This window comes from Coleofasciculus sp. E1-EBD-02, from assembly GCF_040218245.1.
In the GTDB taxonomy this organism is placed as follows: domain Bacteria; phylum Cyanobacteriota; class Cyanobacteriia; order Cyanobacteriales; family Coleofasciculaceae; genus Coleofasciculus.
This window is the reverse complement of the sequence record NZ_JAVJQN010000057.1, coordinates 1-21,649: the sequence shown is the minus strand read 5'-3', so window position 1 is coordinate 21,649 and position 21,649 is coordinate 1. Positions and strand designations below refer to the sequence as shown.

Sequence of the window (21,649 nt, the reverse complement as noted above, 5' to 3'; positions counted from 1 at the left end):
ATCATAACAATAATTTTGGTAATTTCAATATTAATTAACATCCCAACGAATGCTTATGCAACAGAAATTAATCATGAATTTTTCCACATTGGGGTTGAGGAGGGATTGCCTCAAAGTTGTATTCTGGCTATACTTCAGGATAGTCAAGGTTGGATTTGGTTTGGGACTCAAGATGGACTAAGTAGATATGATGGATACAAATTTACTATCTATAAATACAATGAACTCAATTTAAAGACATTATCTGATAATTTTATTTTGTCAATTTATGAAGATAAGTCAGGTATTGTATGGGTTGGTACTGATAATGGAGGACTAAATACATTTGACCGCAAAACTGAGCAGTTTACTCACTATATCCATAACCCTGCTAAACCCAATAGTTTAAGTTCTAATTCTGTCTGGTCAATCTACGAAGACAGCTACAATAAGCTCTGGATTGGTACTGGTGGGGGAGGACTAAATCAATTTAATCGTGAAACTGGGAAATTTACTCATTACAAACACAACCCAAATGATCCTCATAGTTTAAGTAACAACACTGTTTTGTCAATTTATGAAGACAAGTTAGGTAGACTTTGGATTGGTACTGGTGGGGGAGGACTAAATCAATTTAATCGTGAAACTGGGAAATTTACTCATTACAAACACAACCCAAATGATTCTAATAGTTTAAGTAACAACACTGTTTTGTCAATTTATGAAGACAAGTTAGGTAGACTTTGGATTGGTACTGGTGGAGGAGGACTAAATCAATTTAATCGTGAAACTGGGGAATTTACCCATTACAAACACAACCCAAATGATTCTAATAGTTTAAGTGATAATATTGTCAGTTCAATTATTGAAGATGAATCCGGCAATCTCTGGCTGACAACCAGTACTTGGTATAAGACTTTATATGGTACAGCACTCAACAAATTTAATCCTGAAACAGGGGTTTTTACACATTATACCAATGAATCGAATAATCCAAATAGCTTGAGTGAAAATACAGTTGTTTCCATCCTGAGAGACGACTCAGAAATTATTTGGATTGGCACTGGCTTCAGTGGCATTAATAAGTTAGACACAAAAGAGCCTAAGTTCTTTAATCCCCAAAACGAATATTCTAGGCTGTATAGCTTAATTGATAATCATATATCGTCGGTTTATGAAGACCGAAATCGAACGTTATGGATTGGCACTTTCAACAGTGGATTAGATAAAATTAGCTCCGAAACTGGGCAACTTACCCACTATATCCATGAACCAGATAACCCAAGTAGTTTGAGTAGTAACAAGATTTGGTCAATTTATGAAGATCATTCGAGCATAGTCTGGATTGGTACAGGGGGTGGAGGATTAAACAAGTTTGATCAAAAAACTGGACAATTTACTTATTACACTCACGATAAGGATAATCCCCATAGCTTAAGCGATGACTATATTTGGTCAATTTATGAAGACCATTCTGGTGTGTTATGGATTGGTACATTACATGGTGGATTAAATAAATTTGATCGGAAAATAGAGCAATTTACCCATTACATGTATGCTCCAGATGACCAAAATAGCTTGAGTGACAACAATATTTTCTCAATCTATGAAGACAAGTCCGGGACACTCTGGATAGCTACAATAAACGGCGGACTCAACAAATTTGACCGCGAAACTGAAAAATTTACCCGCTACACCCATGACCCCAATAACCCCAATAGCCTAAGCTATGACCGAGTATTGTCAATCAATGAATACCCAGCCGGGACACTCTGGTTAGGCACCTACGGCGGCGGACTCAATAAATTTGATATCGCCACTGAAACCTTTACCCATTACACCGAAAACGACGGTTTACCCAGCAATTCCGTTGTCGGTATCCTCGCAGACGATAATGGAAATCTCTGGCTAAGTACAGGCAATGGCTTATCCAAATTTAACCCCGAAGCGGAAACCTTTAGAAACTACGATGTCGGTGATGGACTTCAGGGAAACGAGTTCGATGGCGTGAAAGCCTACGCCAAAACCAAAGATGGTGCGATGTTATTTGGCGGACTCAATGGCTTCAACTTATTTTATCCCGACCAAGTTAAAGATAATCCCCATATTCCCCCTATTGTCATCACCGACTTTAGAATCTTTGATCAAACTGTCAAACTCAACCCCGCCATCTCCGTTGCCAAAAACATTAAATTATCTTACAAAGACGACTTCTTTAGCTTTAAATTTGCCGCCCTTGACTATACCAATCCCGAAAAAAACCAATACGCCTACAAACTCGAAGGATTTGATCACGATTGGATTTACTCCGGAACTCGACGCTACGCCAGTTATACAAACCTCGACCCCGGTACCTACACCTTTCGAGTTAAAGGTTCTAATAATGACGGAGTTTGGAACGAAGAAGGCACATCTGTGACGATTACGATTATCCCGCCCCCCTGGAAAACAGGCTGGGCTTATACCCTTTATGGGATTCTTATCTTCGGCGCTATTTATGGCTATGTTCAATGGAAAACGCTAGCCCACATCAGAGAAAATAGTTTACTACGTGCCAGTGAGAAAAAGCTGAATCAAATTTTAGAAGCCATTCCCGTCGGCATTACAGTATTTGATAAATTGATCCAACCCGTATTTTTTAACACAGCAGCATTTAAACTATTGGGCGTAGAACGGCTCACTGATGCTCCGATTACGGACTATTCTCATCTTTATCAATTCTATATTGCGGGAACGGATCAGTTATATCCCCCAGAAAACTATCCAGTTTGTCGGGCGTTACGGGGAGAACAAGTCAAAGTTGATGATTTGGAAATCCGCAACAATGGCAAGAAAGGCTTATGGGAGATTTTAGCGACTCCTATTTATGATGAACAAGGCAATATTATCTATAGCATCGCTGCTTTTCAAGATATTATCCATCGCAAACAGCTAGAAGCCGAACGCCAGCAGTTTATTGAAGCCCTACAACAAACGAATGAACAACTGCAAGTTATTTTAAATACTGTACCCGGTTGTGTGGCTTGGATTAGTGCAGATGGGCGATATCTCGGTGTTAATCAGTACTCAGCAAATCTCTGGGGCTTGTCTCCCAGCGACTTTGTTGGTCAAGAGGTTGGCTTCCACAATAAAAGCACAGAGTATATCCATTTTGTACACCAGTTCTTGGCAAACTCAGAACTTACCACCTCTCAGGTGATTGATTTAAAAATTAAGGATTCGATTCGCCATTATTTGATTATCGCGCAAAAGTACAAACAAGGTCAGGCGGCGGTTTTAGTGGGGATTGATATCACGGAACAAAAGCAGGTTGAAGCTGAACTGCAAACCTCCCTGCGGGAAAAAATAGTCCTACTAAAAGAAGTTCACCATCGAGTCAAAAATAACTTACAAATTATTTCCAGTCTCCTGGATCTCCAGTCCCAGACGTTAACCGATCCCCAAGTCTTGGATATTTTCCAACAGAGTGCGAATCGGGTTAAGTCTATGGCGCTGATTCACAATCAATTGTATCAATCTACCTCTCTAGAAAAGATTGATTTTGCCGAGTATATCGAAACCTTAGCCACATATCTATTCCAGTCTTATGGCGCGAATCGCAACGTAATTGAATTGCAGATTGACATTGAACCGATTTCTCTCAACCTAGACACGGCGATTCCCTGTGGCTTACTGCTAAATGAGTTACTGTCCAATGCCTTAAAATATGCCTTTCCGGAATCCCGTCCAGGTGTGATTACCATCAAACTGAAATCAGAGTGCGATCGCAGACTGACTCTCACGGTTCAAGATAACGGAATTGGCTTACCTGAAGGGTTTGAGCCGGAGAATCCAAAGACATTAGGATTTCAGTTAATCCAGGCTTTAACTGAACAGTTGGAGGGAGAATTGGACATCAAGCCAGATCAAGGAACCCAATTCACAATTCGGTTTTTTGAGGTTATGAATCATTCATAAGTAGTCGGACAAAATTAACGCTACAACGCTTTTCAAGTAAGTGAGGTACACAGACAGATCCCCGACTTCTCCAAGAAGTCGGGGATCTTGCTTAGATAGTTGGTCAGATCAAGGAGCGCAACTCGGTATTAGCGGATTGTTTGGGTTTCTTTATTCCTTAACCCTTCTTTTTCGTGATCCAGACGCAGATCCCCGGCTGGATATCCAGCGTCCCGTATTGGTTAATCGTCGCTTCCACACAGGCTTGAGCAGGATTCATGTCCGAGACATCGCCTCGATCTGCGATCGCGTCCCCACCAAAGTCTTGGTAAATGACCAATGACCAATGACCAATGACCAATGACTTAACCGCCAACAGCCGCTAAGGTAGTCGGTTCAGCAGGCGTCGGCTCTTGTTCTCCCAGACGATTATGATAAAGGTCAGCTAAACGCTGTTCATAGTCTGCCAACTCGGTTTCAATCTGAGTAAACAGCACCGTTGAGGTGGGATCGGTGAATTGTTTCCGCAGATTATAGGCATCAACAACACCCGTTTGAATGTCACCGAGAGCATGGCGTAAAATTGATAAACTATCGTTGGGTTGTAGCCAATTTTGTAAAGCAGCATAAGCATCTGTCGCCACTTCCGGAATCGATTCAAACGCCTGCAAATCTCTCAAACGATTCTCCAGCATAATAATGTGATGCTGCTTATTTTCGATGATTTCTTGCAGTAGCGATCGCAACTCTAAATCAGTGGCTTTTTGGGCATAATACTCAAAGGCTTTTCGCCCATATCGTTCCCCGGCTAAGGCAGTATTCAATCCATTCACAATGTCAAGCTTGCTACTCCCCCCCCAAGCTTCGGCTAATTGCCACCATTGAGCCGTCATATCCGTTTCATCGGGTAACGCTTGATCGGGAATCCCTAACCCCAAGCGGGTGAGAATTGCCGTGGTAAATATTGCCAAATCACCGGGTTGACGAGAGGTAATCAGATTTCCATCCACGACTAAGGGTTCATCCACATAGTTCGCCCCAGCATTGGTCATATCCTTGCGAATCGAGAGAAATCCGGTAGCATTTTTGCCCTGAAGTAAATCCCCTTCAATTAACACTTGGGGACCATGACAAACCGCCGCGACGAGTTTATTCAACTCCATCGCCTTCTGCACAAATTGGACGGCATTAGGGTTATTTCGCATCGTATCCGGTGCCATCCCGCCTGGGATAATTACGGCATCAAAGGTGTCTGGACGGGTTTCGGTGACTGTACCATCCGGTTTAATCGAAACTTTGCCTTGTTTCCCCTGATAGGTGTCATTCATGCGCGAACCCAGAACCACAACCTGCGCCCCCGCTTGTTGCAGCGCTTGATAAGGGATTTGAAATTCGGCATCTTCAAACTTCTGATCAATCAGAATGGCAACTTTTTTGGGTGTATTATCGGTTATCATCATTGGAATTGTTAACGACTTTATTACTTGATCGAAGGTAGAATTTTTCTGGGGTATTCTTTCCGCCACGAAAATTCTACGGGCTAAACAGGTAGTATTGATAAGCATTTTCAGCTTAGGAATGACTCATAGAGTTGTCATCCCTCAAAAGAAATAAATTGGGATTCGCTCTGGGGTAATAAACTGATGTGCCTGCGAAAGGCTAAGCTGTGAGTGCGGATAGTAATATACAAGCCAATATGCAACCTGAAAACATTAACAAATCTCAGTCCAACCCCCTATCAGAATCAGACACACGTAAGGAAACCAACGAAATAGAACCGACTTATGAGGGACTGAGCGATCGCGACACGGCTGATGGTAGATTAATTGAAGAATCGAGAAACCGTATGGCAAGCGGTGAACCCACCACGAGCGATGTTGATGCCAACCTCTACCAGGCAAAAGTAGGCGGTGAGGAAGCCGTTGGCGGTTTAACGCCCACGCCAGAGCAAAATGTGACCCAGGAGATGGAGCGAGCCGTTGGTGTCGAAGGCGCTCAAAAAGAACCGGTGCAAGTCACCAATAAGCTCGAACGACGGGATGAGCAGCGCTGGGAATTAGATCCGAAGTCCTCTGAAGATTATCAAGAACACGGCGTCTAGTGCAGCGCGGCGGAAAGAGGTGAGCAGCTTTGGAGGTGTGGAGGAGCTGGGGGAGATGGGGAAGCTGGGGAAGCTGGGGGAGATATTAGCTGTTCAGTTATTTCTGCCTTCTTGCACTAGACTGTTAATCAGTAGGGGTTGCTGAATCAATAGTGTGGGGAGGGGAGCTCACAAGGGTAGGTTTTTTAAGATGGGGGTTTAGGCAAGACAAGGTAGACAGGTAGACCATCACTTCGACTTCGCTCAGCGACCGTAGACAAGGAAGAGTGAGAACGAAAAATAGGGCGTTTCGGCTTTTAGAAGTTAGCTTGACCGAACAAAATGCTGTACGGTTTTTCCCCCTTGTCTTCTTTCCATCCTTGTCCTCCTTGTCTTGTCCCCACCCTCAAGTAAAAAACCTACACCTGTCAGGAGGGGAGGGGAGGGAACTGTAAGTAGGTTGGGTAGAGCGTAAGCGTTACCCAACAGGCTAACCGTAGTTAACCCAGATTTAGGATTCAGCGCTAATCGTGTGAATCTTGAGCAAATTAGTCCCGCCGGAGACTTTTGTCGGAATCCCAGCGATAATTAAAATTTTATCTCCAGCTACCACCAAATTCCGTTTTAGTAACTGAGTTTGGGCTTGATTCACTAACTCTTCAAAGGACTCAACTTCTTGCTCGAGTAACAATGGTTTTACCCCCCAAACCAAATTCAAATTGTGGTAAACTTTCCGATTAGGCGTCAGAGAAATAACAGGAACTCCTGGACGCTCTGCGGCGGCTAGTTTGGCAGTATGACCGGTACTGGTGAAAGCAGCAATACAGCGCAAATCCAGAATTTTATCAATCGTGTTGAGCGCTTCACTGAGGGCATTGGCTTCATTGGTTGCGGCTGGGGGATAATTAACAAACTTAATTTCCGGTTCCACATCCGTAGCAATACGGGCTAGCATGGTCACGGCTTTAAGTGGATATTTTCCCACGGCTGACTCCCCAGAAAGCATCACCGCATCCGTGCCATCGATAATTGCATTCGCCACATCACTGGCTTCAGCACGAGTTGGACGGGAATTATTAATCATACTATCGAGCATTTGGGTGGCTGTGATTACTGGAATCCCTTTTTGGTTACATATCCGAATAATTTTCTTTTGCAGAAACGGCACTTTTTCCGGACTCATTTCCACACCCAAATCGCCCCGTGCTACCATGATTCCATCACTCTCATTGATAATGGCTTCTAAGTTCGCGATCGCTTGAGGTTTTTCGATTTTGGCAATCACAGGTAGGGATGAGGCATTGTGTTGCTGGAGAAATCCTTTGAGAGTACGAATATCTTCGGCAGACCGAACAAAGCTTAAGGACACCCAGTCAACCCCTTGAGCAATGCCAAATTCTAAATCTTGTTGGTCTTTGTCCGTCATCGAGGGTAGGCGATTTAGGCTCAATCCGGGCAGGTTAACCCCTTTACGGCTTTTGAGTATCCCCCCTTCGACAACTTGACATTTAACGGTATTACCGTCAATGTCCTCAACCCGCAGTTCTAAGAGTCCATCATCCAGGAGAATCTGCACTCCGGGTTCCGCTTCTTGAGCTAGGTGGGGATAGTCGATAGCCACCGTTTTCGGTTGATGATTGAATTCAGAAACGGGAACTAAGGAAATGGATTCTCCTTGAACTAAGTTAAGTCCTGCATCGGGCAGTTTCCCGACTCGAATTTTTGGTCCTTGTAAGTCTTGGAGTAACGTAATCGGTGTATCTAATTCCTCTTCAATAGAACGTAGCAAGGAAATGGTATGAGCATGGTCATCGTAGCTACCATGAGAGAAGTTCAACCGTGCCACATTCATGCCCACTTGCACCATTTGCTTGAGAATGTCTGGTGAATTACTCGCAGGACCAATGGTAGCAACAATTTTAGTGCGATTGCTTAGAGGTTTCATTATCAATTATCCCTAAATTGTAGTAGGGGCACGGCATTGCCGTGCCCTATTATCTTATTTATCTCGTCCCGTCTATTTACGCTGGTTTCATCGTCACAATACCATAGGCATCCGTTGCCAGATAATCCTGAGCAGCCTGTTGAATATCGTGAGCCTTGACCGCTTGAATGCGAGCCGGATAATTTAAGGCTGGGGTTAAATCCCCTAATTGCGAGTGATAATACCCATATTGACTGGTGCGATCGCTCGGTTTCTCATTACTAAAGGTAAAGCGATTCGCCACCTGGGTACGAATTCGGGCAATGTCCGTCGCCGCGACAGATTCCGTTTGTAGCTGACGAATATGTTCCCCAATCGCTGCTTCCACAATGTCCAAGTTCTCTGTGGGAAGCTGGGCGGAAATATAAAATATCCCCTGTAGCTGCTGAGTCATATTACTCACCCCAATATGAGTCACCAGTTTACGGTCTTCGCGCAAATCTCGCACCAACCGCGACATCCGCCCCTGTCCTAAGATAGCGGCTAAAACATCTAATGCATAGGTACTCTCCAATTGTTTTAATCCCGGTACTCGCCAAAGCATGACCAATCGCGCCTGCTGTAATGTCGAGTCTACGTACTCTCGGCGCACAATATCCGTAAACGGCGCTTCTGGCTTATAGGTGAGACGGGAGGTATACTCAGAGTCACCCTTAACCCCAGCTTGAGCAAATCCCTGCGCCACTGTTTCAATCAACTCCTCCACGGGTAAATTGCCCACCGCAACGGCTGTCATCGTCTTGGGTTGATACCAGGTGCTGTGAAAGTCCCGCATCTGCTGAGAAGTTAAGGTTTCAATCACAGAGGTGGGTCCAAGTACCGGGCGACGGTAGGGGAGGTAATCAAAGCTGGTTTCTAACGCCCGCCGAAAGGTGCGGCGACGGGGACTATCTTCCGAACGCCGAATTTCTTCTAACACCACTAGCCGTTCCCGTTCAAAGGCGTCATCGGGAATCAGGGGATTTAACACCACATCCAGTTGCAAGGGCGCGAGTTGAGCAAAATCCTTCGGTGCTGTGGTGATATAGTAGTGGGTATAATCATGACTGGTTGCCGCATTCGTCACCGCACCACATTCTTCAATCAGCCGCTCAAACTCGCCACTGTTCAGGCGTGGTGTTCCCTTAAAGACCATGTGTTCGAGAAAATGCGCCATACCGTTAATCGGGTCAGGTTCAACGGCGGAACCCACATTCACCCAGACATTCAGGTTAACCGCATCGACAGGCATCTGCTCTGCCACAATGGTTAGACCATTTGGTAATGTCTCAATAGTTGGGGCATTTAGAGGTGGAGTTTTGAGCAGAGTTGAAGTCATCAGTTACTCGCTTGCTTTGCAGTTGTGCCATGTCTCTCTATATTAATGGGTTTGTCAGATTCCCCCGGCATATCCTAGGGAATGCCAGAGGAGGCGATTGAAATCGCTGCTACACCAATGTATGCGAAGCCTTCCCGAAGGGTAGTCCGCCTGCGCGGACTGGGTTATAACGAGGGTGGCTAATCCGGATTTTGTATTAATTATTATCGCTGTTTTCTGCATTGGCGGAAACAGCAGTTGGCGTTGATTCAGGGGAATTTACGGTTAAATTTGTTACGGTTAAATTTGATGGCAATCGCGAGAAATGCCGGCTTAGGGGGTATTCTTCCCTAGGATATCCGAATTACTCTAAGCCATGCGATCGCGTTTCGCCATTTACCCCAGCGTCAACATTCCGGCTGCAAAATTCACCGCCAATGGTAGCATTTTCAACCACTGTAAACCGAGTAGCGGTTCGGATATACCTGATCCAGCTAACACTGGAATAATATATTCCCTTTCATCCAGGAAAACCCTGCCCTCATATACATCAAAAAAATCCTCCCCTTGTACCATTCGCATCGCACGTTCACCTTCAATCATCGACCAACCCAAGCTTTGGACATCTTGAGCATCAAGCGCTAAATAGCCCGTTGTAAAGCCTGTATCTAGTAACACATCAATGGGGTATCGTTCTGCATCAGCGCCAACTAAATCAATTTCAAAGATCAGTTCACCAATCTCACCAAACTTGCCTGAAATCATATCTTGCCACAAGTTCCGGTTTCGTTAAGGCGCATAATTCCCACCATACCGCTTGGGTATTTTTGACGCGCTTTTTGCATCGCTACGTCTTCTTCCGGATCAATAAAATAATCCCCACTGTTTGGTTCAATAATCATAAACCAGTTGTAATGATCTGGGATGAGTTGAGGGCTGACTTGAGCGAAAATCTCTCGATAGCGCTTTATCCGGGCATTTTTTTCCGCTTCCCGTTTGGCTAACTCCTCTGGGGGTATAGTATATTCCGGAAATAGTCTGCCTTGACGACGAGGACGAACGGATTTGGTGCGAGTCATCGGTTTAATGCTTAGAGGATAGCGAGAATACGACTATTTTACAACACTGTAAACCAGCCGAATTGACAGTCCCCGCTTTAGCACAGCTAGTGCATGACGACTTTTTAACTACTAGGCTTGCAAGCTAGTGGCGTGGCACACCTTAGTTGATGAATTAGAATTGGTTCGTAGTGAGGGCTTCAGCCCTCTCCAGCTAAGCGTTATAGCACTAAAGTGCTTACTACAAACAAAACCCTATTTTAGCTGTGTCAAGCCACTAGGGTGAATGTCCCGCTCTTTAAGTCACCCTACTTAGCACAGACAGATAGGAGAGAACGATTATTATAGATGATGGCAACAGGATTGATCGGTATTGGTTTCCTCCAGTCAAAGTAAAACCTTATGTCAGTTTTTAGTAAAATTCTCAGTGTAATTATCGCCGTAATTATTGGCTGTGGCGGTGTACTTGGCGTATTTTATGCCATGAATTACCTAGCCAACACCTTACCTCATAAATGGCGATCGCGAATTCTACCTTGGATTTATCTCGCCCCCGCCCTGCTGGTGCTGACGGCGTACTTAATTCTACCGACGCTGAATACAATTTACATCAGTTTTCTGGATCGGCGATCGCAAAATTTTGTCGGCTTGGAGAATTATCAGTTTGCGTTTACCAGTGAGGCGATGCTGGTGGCGTTTCGCAATAACCTGTTATGGCTGGTTCTGGTGACGGGGTTTAGTGTTGGGTTTGGCTTGATTCTGGCGGTACTCATGGATAAAGTACGCTATGAACCCCTCGCCAAATCCTTAATATTTCTACCCATGGCAATTTCTTTTGTCGGCGCAAGTGTGATTTGGCGGTTTGTTTATGCCTTTCGCCCAGCCGGATCAGCGCAAATTGGCTTACTTAATGGTATCGTGACTAGCCTGGGATTTGAACCTGTGGGGTGGTTAGTGGAACGTTCGATTAACAATTTTGCCCTGATTGCGATTATGATTTGGCTGCAAACGGGTTTCTGTCTGGTGTTGCTTTCCGCCGCCGTTAAAGGGATTCCCACAGATATTATCGAAGCCGCCCGCATGGATGGCGCGAGTGAGGTGAAAATTTTCTGGCGGATTACCATCCCGATGATTCGTTCCACCCTAGCCGTGGTAACAACGACGGTGGTGATTATGGTGCTTAAGGTGTTTGATATTGTCTTTGTGATGACGGCGGGGAATCAAGGCACCGAAGTGATTGCTTCGCGGATGATTAAAGAAATGTTTAACTATCGCGACTATGGCAGGGGGAGTGCGATCGCGGTTATCTTATTACTGGTAATTATACCAATCATGGTCGTGAATATCCGCCGCTTCCGTCAGCAAGAAACAAGCCGATGAAATCTAAACGTCGCCGTAAATCGAATCCTGTGAAACATCTGTCTCATCAGTTACAAAATGCCTTTAATAGCCTTCCGGTTCATCTAAGTTTAATCGTCATTTCCTTAATTTGGACATTACCCACCGTTGGCTTATTGATTAGTTCCCTACGCCCGAAAGATGATTTGTTAGAAAGTGGCTGGTGGATGGTATTTCAACATCCCTTTGATTTTACCCAATATCAGTTAGGGAATTATATCGATGTTTTGACGGCGGAAGGAATGGGACAAGCGTTTCTAAATAGCTTTACCATTGCCATTCCCGCGACAGTTATTCCCATCGCTATCGCCACGTTTGCCGCTTATGCATTTTCTTGGATGCAGTTTCCAGGGCGTCAGTTGTTATTTATTTTAGTCGTGGCGTTGCTGGTTGTTCCCTTACAGATGACGCTAATTCCGGTATTGCGATCCTATAATCATTTGGGATTATCGGGTTCCTTTTTAGGTGTATGGTTAGCCCATACGGGGTATGGGATGCCGTTGGGGATTTATTTACTCCGGAATTATATCGGTTCCCTACCCAAAGATTTAATCGAAGCGGCGGCGGTAGATGGGGCGTCGCATTTGACCACATTTACACGCTTAATTGTACCCCTTTCCCTACCCGCGATCGCATCCTTTGCCGTGTTTCAATTTTTATGGGTATGGAATGATTTATTAGTCGCCTTAGTCTATCTGGGCGGAACACCGGATGTCGCCCCGTTAACCATGCGCTTAACTACGTTGGTGGGTTCTCGCGGCGAAGCATGGCATTTACTGACAGCCGGGGCATTTGTCACCATGATTATACCCCTAATTGTGTTTTTTGCCCTACAACGGTATTTTGTCCGGGGGATTTTGGCAGGTTCGGTTAAAGGGTAATGTTATTTGTCATTTGTCCTTTGTCATTTGTCCTTTGTTAGTTTCGCTTGCGCGAGTATGACGTAGCTTGCTTTAATGAAAGTCCACCTACTTACACTTGGGGTCTCTACAGCTAAATTACCATACCAATTCAGGTTCTAAAATGGCTAGTGTTGTTTTTGAAGGCGTCAATAAAAAGTTTGATGATTTTATCGCGGTCAATGATTTAAATCTGACCATTGACGATGGTGAATTTCTCGTCTTTGTCGGTCCCTCTGGCTGCGGAAAAACCACCTCCCTACGGATGCTGGCGGGACTTGAGGATATTACCCAAGGCAGTATTTATATTGGCGATAAGCGAGTCAATGAGATTCCACCCAAAGACCGGGATATTGCCATGGTTTTCCAATCTTACGCCCTGTATCCTCACATGTCTGTCTATGAAAATATGGCATTTAGCCTGGAGTTACAAGGGAAGCGGAAAGGCGAAATTAAAACCCGTGTTGAAAGTGCCGCCAAGCAATTAGGAATTGACCATTTACTGTACCGCAAACCCAAAGAACTCTCCGGAGGACAGCGCCAGCGAGTGGCGGTAGGTCGCGCTATTGTTCGCAATCCGGCTGTATTTTTAATGGATGAACCCTTATCCAATTTAGATGCGAAATTACGGGTACAGGCGCGGGCAGAAATTAATAAATTGCATAACGAATTAGGCACTACGTTTATTTATGTTACCCATGATCAAGTGGAAGCAATGACCATGGGAAGTCGGATTGCGGTGATGAATCATGGTGTCTTGCAGCAAATTGATACCCCAGAAAAGCTGTACAATTATCCGAATAATGTCTTTGTCGCGGGTTTTATTGGCTCCCCAGCGATGAATTTTTTTGAGGCTCAATTAATTAGTAAAGATGATAATCTGTATGTAAAAACAGATTCATTTGAAATCCATATACCTTCAGAAAAAGCCCTATTTTATCAACATTATTCAGGAGAAGAGGTTATCTTTGGCATTCGCCCGGAAAATATTCATGATCCTGACTATATTCCCCCAGATATTCGTCCAGCTTCTATCAAAGCGACAGTATCCGTTACGGAAATGATGGGGAATGAAATCATTGTCTATTTGACGACGCCAAGCAATCACGAATTTATCGCCAGAGTCGATCCGCGATCGCGCATGAGTGTGGGACAATCAATTAGTGTGGTGTTTGATCGGTCTCAGTTTCACCTGTTTGACAAGCACAGCCAACAAGCGATTACCTGATTCTCGGTTCCCTTGAACAGGGTGGAACGTCTGTATAGAGGCAAAAACTGATTATGTCTAATCCATTGGTCAATCTCCAAATCAACAATTTTCGCTGTCTGGCGAATGTTCCCATTACCACCAATCCCCTCAATGTTTTATTTGGACCCAATGGATCAGGAAAATCAACGTTTCTCGATACAATCTGGTTTGTTCGAGACTGTGCAATTCGGGGAGTGTCCTTAGCGGCTTCTGATAGAGATCATGGAATTGGTTTACTGTGGGATGGTGCTGAGGATGGAGAAACGATATCGATTACTATTCAAACTCAATCCGCTACCTATCAAATTACGTTTGGTTATTCATCGGGGAGGATAGAACCCTTTGTCGGAGAACAGTTGTATACAACTGATGACAATATTTGTTTAATTGACCGCAAAATAGGAAGTGATAAAGCGTCTTTTTATCAGGTGGGGCGAGGACAATCCCAATACATTTCTCTCAAAGATCCCGAAAAACTGGCTTTAACGCGGTATGTAGACTGGGAAGATAGTGCATCAGCGGCGGCTGATATTGAAAACTTACTGCGCCTTGTCTGTCGCTATGACTCCCGTTCTGCGTCCCTATTTAAACTGAAACGATTGGGTTCGGAATCAGATTATGGTGATAGATTACAGGATCGGTGTGAAAATTTATGGTCAGTCTTGCGAAATTTACATGATCGGCGAGTGGTTGATGACCGATATGACACGATAATTCATTTCATGAAAGAAAGTTTTCCGTCGTTCAATGGTTTAGCCTTTGAGCAAACAGGTCGATATACAGTTTATACGAATTTTTTAGATGAAAGGCGTCAAGGTTTAATTCGAGCATCAGGGGTATCCGATGGTCATCTTCAGATGCTGATTAATCTCACCGCTTTGTTTTCTGAAGGGTCAAACCGATATTCATTAATTTTACTCGATGAACCGGAACTATCCCTTCATCCTTGGGCATTAGCGGTTTTAGCTAAAGCGGTGAAACTGGCGACCAAAGAATGGAATAAGCAGGTTTTTATAGCGACGCATTCTCCTGTTTTGATCAGTCAGTTTGAGCCAACTAATATATTAGCAGCGGAACTTGACGGGCAAGGAAAAACGGTGATCAAACGGGTCAGTGAGATAGAAGCTATCCAAGATTTGCTAGAAGACTATGCTACGGGTTCGCTGTATATGGCTGAGATGATTGCACCTCAAAGTAAGTCTCCATTTGAGGAGGAGAGGTGATGAGTAGTAGAACTAATACGGATAGTCAAAAATATCATTATTTTCAATTCGGATTGCTGGTTACAGGCGAAACAGAAGCCGAACATCTGCCTAAATTATTTAAATCTCTAATGGAATCGGGTTGGTGTACGTTTAAAGTCCTGCGCCGTGTTCCTCAACTTCCGCCCGACTATTCACAGAAAAAGAAGAAAAAACTTAAAGCTACTGGAACGAATAAGGGAATTCCGGATAAATATATTCAACAAATTGCCTGGGAAGCGAGAAAACATTTAAACAGACCAGATACTTATGTCATCATGGTGGATGACCTAGAGCATGATCGTAGGCAACAAGCACAACAGGTTTTTGAGCGATACCGAGAAATCCTTGATACGCTTCCGGCGACCCAAAGAACTCACGCTTCTGTTCATTTTTTGGTGAATATGCTAGAAGCTTACTATTTAGCTGATGCCAATGCCATTAACGCCGTCCTAGGAACATCTTTAGCTGATTATCAAGGGGATGTGGAAGATATTCGTCATCCTAAAAATTATCTCGGAAACCTATATCCTAATTTCAAGGAAAAGGAACATGGCGGGAAGATACTTCAGCGACTTAATGTCGAACATGTTTTGTCTTGTCCGGATACCTGTAAATCTCTAAGAACTCTATTCAAATGGTCTGTTTTATGTATGGGACAACCGTTGAGTGATCAGTATCAACTTCTTAATGGGAAATTATTTGATATCACGCGATCGCAACTCGATTATACTGATCAATGAACCCTAATATCCCCGATTGAGTAAAGGGCGACCCAACTCCACTGGAGGGATTCTAAGCAAGATCCCCGACTTCTCCAAGAAGTCGGGGATCTGTCTGTGTACCTAACTTACTACCAAAAGTGCTGTAATTGATGCCAGGGGGATACCCCTACAATGAATTCTGGATCATCCATATCACCGAAACCCTTGATCTACCGTAGGGTGGGGATTGTCCACCAGCTTATGCGTCAGTATCATTCAGGTTAAATACGTTTGCAATTTTTCGGCAAGTCGTTCAATTTGAGGTGACTGCAAAAAACTATTATGATATCCTGGAATCTCTTGAACGTCTAAACCTGCCCTAGCTAAATTGCTAAACATTTCATGGCTCAAGTTTCTTAACTCACTGGAAATAAAGAGATTGATTTTACCTGGATAGGCTTGGGGTATGTAATTATTCGTCGCTTGTCTAAACTGTTCCAGAACCTCGTTTGCTTTTAGCCGACGCGGTATGGGCGTGTCTAAACGTGAATATAATTTACTTAGAGCTTTTTTGAGATTCAATCGTATCCTCTCAATTAAACAAAATAATTTTCTTTGATATCTGATTTTCTGAAACAAATAACTTAATCCTAATTCACGCAAATTCTGATAGTGAAAATTGAACCCAACTTGCTCAATTCCCCATATCGCATCAATTAACCCTAAGAAATTTACCTGATCACCTTGATCATAAAGTTGTTGAGCAATTTCAAAGGCTAAATAAGAATCATTACAATATGCCACTAAAGAATAAGGACCTTGAGGTTGAATTTGGCGCATGTCTTCGATAAACTTCTGAGCAATATCGTTGAGCGTAAATTGAGAAAAATTTTGTGTCAAATAGTCAATAACTTCAAAAATATTAACACAATAAACGGGTTGATCTTTGGGAAAATATGAGCTAAGCTTCCAGGCATAGTTGATCGAATTAACAAAAAATAAAGGCGGTTTATTTCCGTTGGGGTTAATTGTAACAACTGAGGATTCAGGAACAATCTCTTGTTCCGTCTGTAATATCTTAGCTAATTCTTCAATCGTTGGGGCTTCAAATACTGTCGTCACCGGAAGATCTTGACCTGTCTGTTGTTGAATTTTACTAAATAGTCGTAGTCCGAGCAAAGAATGCCCGCCTAATTCAAAGAAGTTATCACGAATACCAATAGGTTTAAGATGAAAAACAGTTTCCCAGATGTTCTGGAGTTGCCGTTCTAATTCATTGCGCGGTTCAACAAACTGATGTTTGCTGCCAGCAGTATTGGGTACAGATAACGCTTCGTCAGCACTTGGACTTGGTAATAGTTGACTTGCTTCAGCTTCGGTTAACAGAGGCAACTGTTTAATCGGTTGTTCGGGATGGGTAATAATTTCCTGGAGTAATTGTTGAAAATGTCCAATCAAACGAGTAATTGTCTGATCGTTATACAGAGCCGTATTATATTCAATTGAGCATTTTAATCCTTGCGCTTTCGGCTCAACTAAAAAAACCAAATCGCAAATCGCCGCTCCTTTATTGAACCTTTTATCAGTAATTTTAAGTCCAGGTAATTCAAGATCACGCTGAGGAACATTCAGCAAAATGAAAACCACCTGAAACCAGGGATAATAACTAAGATTTCGTTTATATTTAAAGTTTGATAACACCTTCTCCGCCGGAAAATCTAGATAGGTATACCCCTCTAATGATACCTTTTTGACCTGTGCCAGGAATTCCCGGAAAGACGGATTGTTATTGATCTGAGTCCTTAACGGAATAATATTGGCAAAGCAACCAACTAAATTTTCTAAGCTGCTATAGTTGCGGCTAGCAATTGGAGAGCCAATCACAATATCGTCTTGATGACTATAACGATGAAGTAAAATTTGGAACACAGCGATTAGCACCATAAATAGGGTAGCGCCATGAGCTTGACTGAACGCCTCAATTTGATTCCTGACGTCTTGGTTAATGTGAAAATATTGAATCGTTCCTTTAAATGTTTGTCTAGCAGGACGAGGATGATCTGTGGGTAAGTTTAACAAAGGTAAAACACCCGTAAGTTGATTCGTCCAATAGTTGAGGAGTGCGGTTTCAGTGTCTCGTTGTCGTTGTTGATGCCATAGGGTGAAATCACCATAATTCACCTTAATTTCTGGTAAGTCTAATTGACGTCTTTGGACAAAATGAGTATAGAATAGCGAAATTTCATTTAATAAGACGCCCAACGACCAACCATCACTGATAATGTGATGGCAAGTCATCATTAAAATAGAATCATCTGTTCGCAATTGGAATAATTTAACCCGAATCAGAGGATCGGCTTGCAGATTAAAGGCGTGGCTGGCTTCTTGATTAATTAAGGTTTGAATATGTTGTTCTTCCTCGGCTTGACTCAACTGTTCAGTGTTCACATCTACAACAGCAATCTTAATCTTGAGTTCAGGGAGAATGTGTTGTCTGGGTAATCCATTCACCACCGAAAAAATAGTGCGTAGAGATTCATGGCGTTTGATCACCTGATTAATCGCTTTTTCCAATAGTGTAATATTCAGCGTCCCCTGAAGACGGAACACCATGGGTAAGTTGTAGATGGGGTGTTGTTCGGCGCGTTGTGCCAATAACCAGATTCTTTCTTGGTAAACAGTTAAGGGTAAATCATGACCATGATTAATTGGCTTTAACGGATTAATTTCACTCACATCCTCCTGGATAGCGCGATGCGTCACATATTCAGCTAAACTGGCAACAGTTGCTGCAGAGGATTCACCGTTTTGCAGCATCGCTGATACCGGAATATCCACGCCAAATGCATCTCGAATCCGAGACAAAATGCGAGTCGCTTGTAAAGAATTTCCGCCTAACTCAGTAAAGGTTTCATGAACACCCACTTCAAAGCCTAAAATTTCTTGCCATATCGCTGCAATCTGATGTTCTGTTGGGTTACAAGGCTTGACTAATTGGCGATTTGACCCTAAATTCTGATCAGGTTTCGGTAACGCTTGTCGATCAACTTTGCCATTAATATTCAGCGGAAATTGCTCTAAGACAATAAAGGCTGAGGGGATCATATAACTGGGCAGTTTTTTGAGCAGAAAAGATTTGATGTGATCCGAATCTAAGGTTTGATGATGCTCTTCGGGGACAAGATACGCCACTAAACGTTTATCCCCAGGTGTATCTTCCCTGGCTAAAACCACAACAGTTTGTACGTTCGGATAGTCTTGTAAAACGGCTTCAATTTCTGCTAGTTCAACACGAAATCCCCGAATTTTAACTTGGAAATCAAATCGTCCTAAAAACTCAATTACGCCATCGTCTCGCCAACGCACCTTGTCTCCTGTTTTATATAGACGAGAATTTGACTCCTGACTAAAGGGATTAGGTATAAACCGCTTTTGGGTTAAATCCGGTTGATTCAGATAACCCCGGGCTAATCCATCGCCACCAATATATAATTCTCCGGGATGACCAATGGGAACGGGTTGTAACTTAGGATTGAGAATATAGACTTGGGTATTGGCAATGGGACGCCCGATAGGAATAGAGGGTTTTGTGGTGTCCTCAAGTGTAATTTGATGACAACAGGTAAAGGTGGTGTTTTCAGTGGGACCGTACCCATTAATTAATTGACAATCGGGTAACTCAGTTAAGACTTTTTTGACATGGGGAACTGATAAAACATCACCACCTGCTAAGAGTTTCCGTAAGGGTTTAAGGGCTTCTATCTGTTCCTCAACCATTAAATGAAATAAGCCAGCGGTTAACCATAATGTGGTGATTTTGTGTTGTTGAATAGCAGTACCAATTTCTTGCAAAGAGGGTATCTTCGCGGGCATCAAAACCAGTTTACCGCCATTGAGTAAAGCTCCCCAAATTTCAAAGGTTGCCGCATCAAAGGCGATAGAAGCTAGTTGTAACACGACTTCATCGGCACCAAAGTGGGCATAATTGGTATTTTTGACCAGCCGAACTACGCCGCGATGGGGTACACAAACGCCTTTTGGTTTACCCGTGGAACCGGATGTGTACATCACATAAGCTAAATTGTGACTATTAACGTGATGGGTTGGTGGAACAGGAGGAGAAGATGTTGTTGAATTGAAATAATCGTCCAGACATAGGAGATGCAGGGAGTCTGGGAGTTTTGGCAGAGCGGTTAATTTATTTTTTTGTGTAATTAAAATAGGGGCTTGGGCATCCGCTAAGATTGTGTTTAACCGCTGGGGTGGGGTGGAGGGTTCTAAGGGTAAATAAGCGCCACCTGCTTTGAGAATGGCTAAGATTGTAATAATTAATTCTGGAGAACGTTCTAAATAAAAGCTAACTAGGGTTTCTGTGGTTACGCCAAGACTTTGTAAATACTGGGCAAGTTGATTAGATTGTTGCTCAAGTTCCTGGTAGGTAAGCTGCTGATTCTGGTACGCGATCGCAATGGCATCAGGACTTTTTGCTGCTTGGCGTTGAAATAAGTCATGAATGGTAGAATTGTAAGGATAGTCCGTTTGTGTGGTTGTCCATTTTTGCAGCAATTTATGGTGTTTAAATTCAGGTAGTGAGAGTGGACTATTCATTTTTATTTCATTGATATAGTGCGTTAAAACTCAAGTTTTTTCGCATTTGTTTGACATAAATAACTTGAGTTTAAACCTGGTTCGTAATAGCTATTGCTTTAATTTTACTCAAAAATGGTAGGCTAGTCAATTTGATCATTCCGATAGCGTTTGATCGGAATAGGTAAGACAAAGCATTAGCCTTGCCTCACCCATGTCATTGGTTCAGGACAAGCATTCCCTATCCCCTAGGAATTAGAAAATGAAGTGGCTAGCAGACAAGCTGTTGACATTAGCATTTGCCATCTCAACTAGAGCTACCGGATCATAATCATCACCAAAACCATCTTGATCAACGCTGACAACTGCACCGTAGGAATTGGAGCCAAGTTGTACATAACCATCGCTGATCGGATCATTGCCGACATAGCCAATTGCATCAAGAACTTGACTCACATCAATGACATCAGCACCGACTTCAAAGTCAGTAATCTGATCACGGCGATCGTTGAGACTGGTGAAGACAAATTTGTCAGCACCGCCACCTCCGGTTAAAAGATCCCAGCTAGCGTAACCCACCAGCGTCTCATCAGCATCCGTACCCACCAGTTCATCAACACCAGATGTTCCGGTAATTTCATCCGCTGCGGCTGCGTTCGTCGCTGCATCTGTATTGACCAACTTGATATAGTCAAATCGGGCATACTCATTGCCATCTTCCCACCCGAATAACTTGATGGTGTCACCGTTTTCGATGTGAACATCATTCCCCACTTGGCGGGTGACAAAGTTGTCAGGCGAAGCCAGATGAGAGGCTAAGTCTTGGTCAAATGTCCAATAGTCTAGAACATCGCCACCAATTTTCACTTTGGCATCAGCTTGACCATCGTTTTCGTCGTAATAACCGACAATCACATTATAAGTTCCGGTTTCACCATCAAAGGTGGTACTGGCATAACCACTATGATCAGACAGCTTAATCAGTTCGCCACCAGAAGCGAAGTTCTCATGCTCAGTTTGGTAATCATTTAGGTGCATATCCTCAGCTTCAATCAGGATATGTGCTGATGTGGAAGCGGTATCAGTAGGATTCACGTAGCCACTGGTATCACTGTCGCTGACGGTATCGGCTTGAACTGTCGCCACATTTTGATATTCCCCAAAACTGGTTTCGGTGACGGAAACATCCAGTTTCTTCAGCTTAAAGGAGTCATTGCTGCCGTGGGTGTAGGCAGAA

At 43.4% G+C, this 21,649-nt stretch carries 15 protein-coding genes; 7 read left to right on the top strand and 8 right to left on the bottom strand.

Annotated features, from left to right (window positions below; all coding sequences use genetic code 11):
* The first annotated feature begins 15 nt into the window (after positions 1-15).
* On the top strand, positions 16-3,936 hold the full coding sequence (locus RIC07_RS09760) for a two-component regulator propeller domain-containing protein (protein WP_446394344.1): 3,921 nt from the start codon (positions 16-18) through the stop codon (positions 3,934-3,936).
* A gap of 157 nt (positions 3,937-4,093) precedes the next feature.
* On the opposite strand, the gene RIC07_RS09755 is transcribed toward RIC07_RS09760, so the two are convergent.
* Both RIC07_RS09755 and RIC07_RS09750 read right to left on the bottom strand, forming a co-directional pair.
* A complete protein-coding gene (locus tag RIC07_RS09755) occupies positions 4,094-4,291 on the bottom strand; it encodes a hypothetical protein (RefSeq protein WP_446394343.1) in 198 nt (65 codons plus the stop codon).
* Entirely contained in the window at positions 4,281-5,375 is a 1,095-nt protein-coding gene (locus tag RIC07_RS09750) for a DJ-1/PfpI/YhbO family deglycase/protease (protein WP_446394342.1), read from the bottom strand. The genes RIC07_RS09755 and RIC07_RS09750 overlap by 11 nt, the downstream gene beginning before the upstream one ends.
* A gap of 236 nt (positions 5,376-5,611) precedes the next feature.
* On the opposite strand from RIC07_RS09750, the gene RIC07_RS09745 reads away from it, so the two are divergent.
* Entirely contained in the window at positions 5,612-6,016 is a 405-nt protein-coding gene (locus RIC07_RS09745) for a DUF6335 family protein (RefSeq protein WP_446394341.1), read from the top strand.
* A 490-nt stretch (positions 6,017-6,506) separates the two neighbouring features.
* Here RIC07_RS09745 and pyk read toward each other — a convergent pair whose 3' ends face one another.
* From pyk to RIC07_RS09725, 4 genes are all read right to left on the bottom strand, one after another.
* Positions 6,507-7,940, bottom strand: coding sequence for a pyruvate kinase (pyk, locus tag RIC07_RS09740; RefSeq protein ID WP_446394340.1), 1,434 nt, complete (start codon positions 7,938-7,940; stop codon positions 6,507-6,509).
* 76 nt (positions 7,941-8,016) lie between these two features.
* Positions 8,017-9,297: a M16 family metallopeptidase gene (locus RIC07_RS09735; RefSeq protein WP_446394339.1), complete on the bottom strand. Its 1,281-nt coding sequence runs from the start codon at positions 9,295-9,297 to the stop codon at positions 8,017-8,019.
* A 375-nt stretch (positions 9,298-9,672) separates the two neighbouring features.
* Positions 9,673-10,041, bottom strand: coding sequence for an aspartyl protease (locus RIC07_RS09730; protein ID WP_446394338.1), 369 nt, complete (start codon positions 10,039-10,041; stop codon positions 9,673-9,675).
* Positions 10,038-10,355 carry a hypothetical protein gene (locus RIC07_RS09725; RefSeq protein WP_446383844.1) on the bottom strand — a complete coding sequence of 106 codons (318 nt, stop codon included), beginning with the start codon at positions 10,353-10,355 and terminating at the stop codon, positions 10,038-10,040. Before RIC07_RS09725 ends, RIC07_RS09730 begins: the two co-directional genes overlap by 4 nt.
* A gap of 381 nt (positions 10,356-10,736) precedes the next feature.
* Between RIC07_RS09725 and RIC07_RS09720 the strand changes: the two genes are divergently transcribed.
* The 5 genes from RIC07_RS09720 (at position 10,737) to RIC07_RS09700 (ending at position 15,864) form a co-directional block, all read left to right on the top strand.
* Complete coding sequence (locus RIC07_RS09720; RefSeq protein ID WP_446394337.1) at positions 10,737-11,714, top strand: carbohydrate ABC transporter permease; 978 nt, start codon at positions 10,737-10,739, stop codon at positions 11,712-11,714.
* A complete protein-coding gene (locus tag RIC07_RS09715) occupies positions 11,711-12,613 on the top strand; it encodes a carbohydrate ABC transporter permease (protein WP_446394336.1) in 903 nt (300 codons plus the stop codon). The genes RIC07_RS09720 and RIC07_RS09715 overlap by 4 nt, the downstream gene beginning before the upstream one ends.
* A gap of 142 nt (positions 12,614-12,755) precedes the next feature.
* Positions 12,756-13,859: an ABC transporter ATP-binding protein gene (locus tag RIC07_RS09710; RefSeq protein ID WP_446394335.1), complete on the top strand. Its 1,104-nt coding sequence runs from the start codon at positions 12,756-12,758 to the stop codon at positions 13,857-13,859.
* Between the two features lie 53 nt (positions 13,860-13,912).
* The gene (locus RIC07_RS09705) at positions 13,913-15,103 is read left to right on the top strand and encodes an AAA family ATPase (RefSeq protein ID WP_446394334.1); all 1,191 of its coding nucleotides are present in this window, start codon (positions 13,913-13,915) and stop codon (positions 15,101-15,103) included.
* Positions 15,103-15,864, top strand: coding sequence for a DUF4276 family protein (locus tag RIC07_RS09700; protein ID WP_446394333.1), 762 nt, complete (start codon positions 15,103-15,105; stop codon positions 15,862-15,864). The genes RIC07_RS09705 and RIC07_RS09700 overlap by 1 nt, the downstream gene beginning before the upstream one ends.
* 237 nt (positions 15,865-16,101) lie before the next feature.
* Here the strand turns inward: RIC07_RS09700 and RIC07_RS09695 are convergent, their stop codons facing one another.
* Both RIC07_RS09695 and RIC07_RS09690 read right to left on the bottom strand, forming a co-directional pair.
* Positions 16,102-20,433 carry an amino acid adenylation domain-containing protein gene (locus tag RIC07_RS09695; protein WP_446394332.1) on the bottom strand — a complete coding sequence of 1,444 codons (4,332 nt, stop codon included), beginning with the start codon at positions 20,431-20,433 and terminating at the stop codon, positions 16,102-16,104.
* Between the two features lie 234 nt (positions 20,434-20,667).
* The coding region (locus RIC07_RS09690; RefSeq protein WP_446394331.1) for a M10 family metallopeptidase C-terminal domain-containing protein at positions 20,668-21,649 on the bottom strand (982 nt) is incomplete at its 5' end.

Excerpts from the sequence above, each read along its gene's own strand:
- RIC07_RS09735 (WP_446394339.1), bottom strand. The coding sequence starts at position 9,297 with ATGACTTCAACTCTGCTCAAAACTCCACCTCTAAATGCCCCAACTATT.
- RIC07_RS09700 (WP_446394333.1), top strand. The coding sequence starts at position 15,103 with ATGAGTAGTAGAACTAATACGGATAGTCAAAAATATCATTATTTTCAA.
- RIC07_RS09720 (WP_446394337.1), top strand. The coding sequence starts at position 10,737 with ATGTCAGTTTTTAGTAAAATTCTCAGTGTAATTATCGCCGTAATTATT.
- RIC07_RS09750 (WP_446394342.1), bottom strand. The coding sequence starts at position 5,375 with ATGATGATAACCGATAATACACCCAAAAAAGTTGCCATTCTGATTGAT.
- RIC07_RS09710 (WP_446394335.1), top strand. The coding sequence starts at position 12,756 with ATGGCTAGTGTTGTTTTTGAAGGCGTCAATAAAAAGTTTGATGATTTT.
- RIC07_RS09695 (WP_446394332.1), bottom strand. The coding sequence starts at position 20,433 with ATGAATAGTCCACTCTCACTACCTGAATTTAAACACCATAAATTGCTG.
- RIC07_RS09745 (WP_446394341.1), top strand. The coding sequence starts at position 5,612 with ATGCAACCTGAAAACATTAACAAATCTCAGTCCAACCCCCTATCAGAA.
- RIC07_RS09730 (WP_446394338.1), bottom strand. The coding sequence starts at position 10,041 with ATGATTTCAGGCAAGTTTGGTGAGATTGGTGAACTGATCTTTGAAATT.
- pyk (WP_446394340.1), bottom strand. The coding sequence starts at position 7,940 with ATGAAACCTCTAAGCAATCGCACTAAAATTGTTGCTACCATTGGTCCT.
- RIC07_RS09705 (WP_446394334.1), top strand. The coding sequence starts at position 13,913 with ATGTCTAATCCATTGGTCAATCTCCAAATCAACAATTTTCGCTGTCTG.
- RIC07_RS09725 (WP_446383844.1), bottom strand. The coding sequence starts at position 10,355 with ATGACTCGCACCAAATCCGTTCGTCCTCGTCGTCAAGGCAGACTATTT.
- RIC07_RS09715 (WP_446394336.1), top strand. The coding sequence starts at position 11,711 with ATGAAATCTAAACGTCGCCGTAAATCGAATCCTGTGAAACATCTGTCT.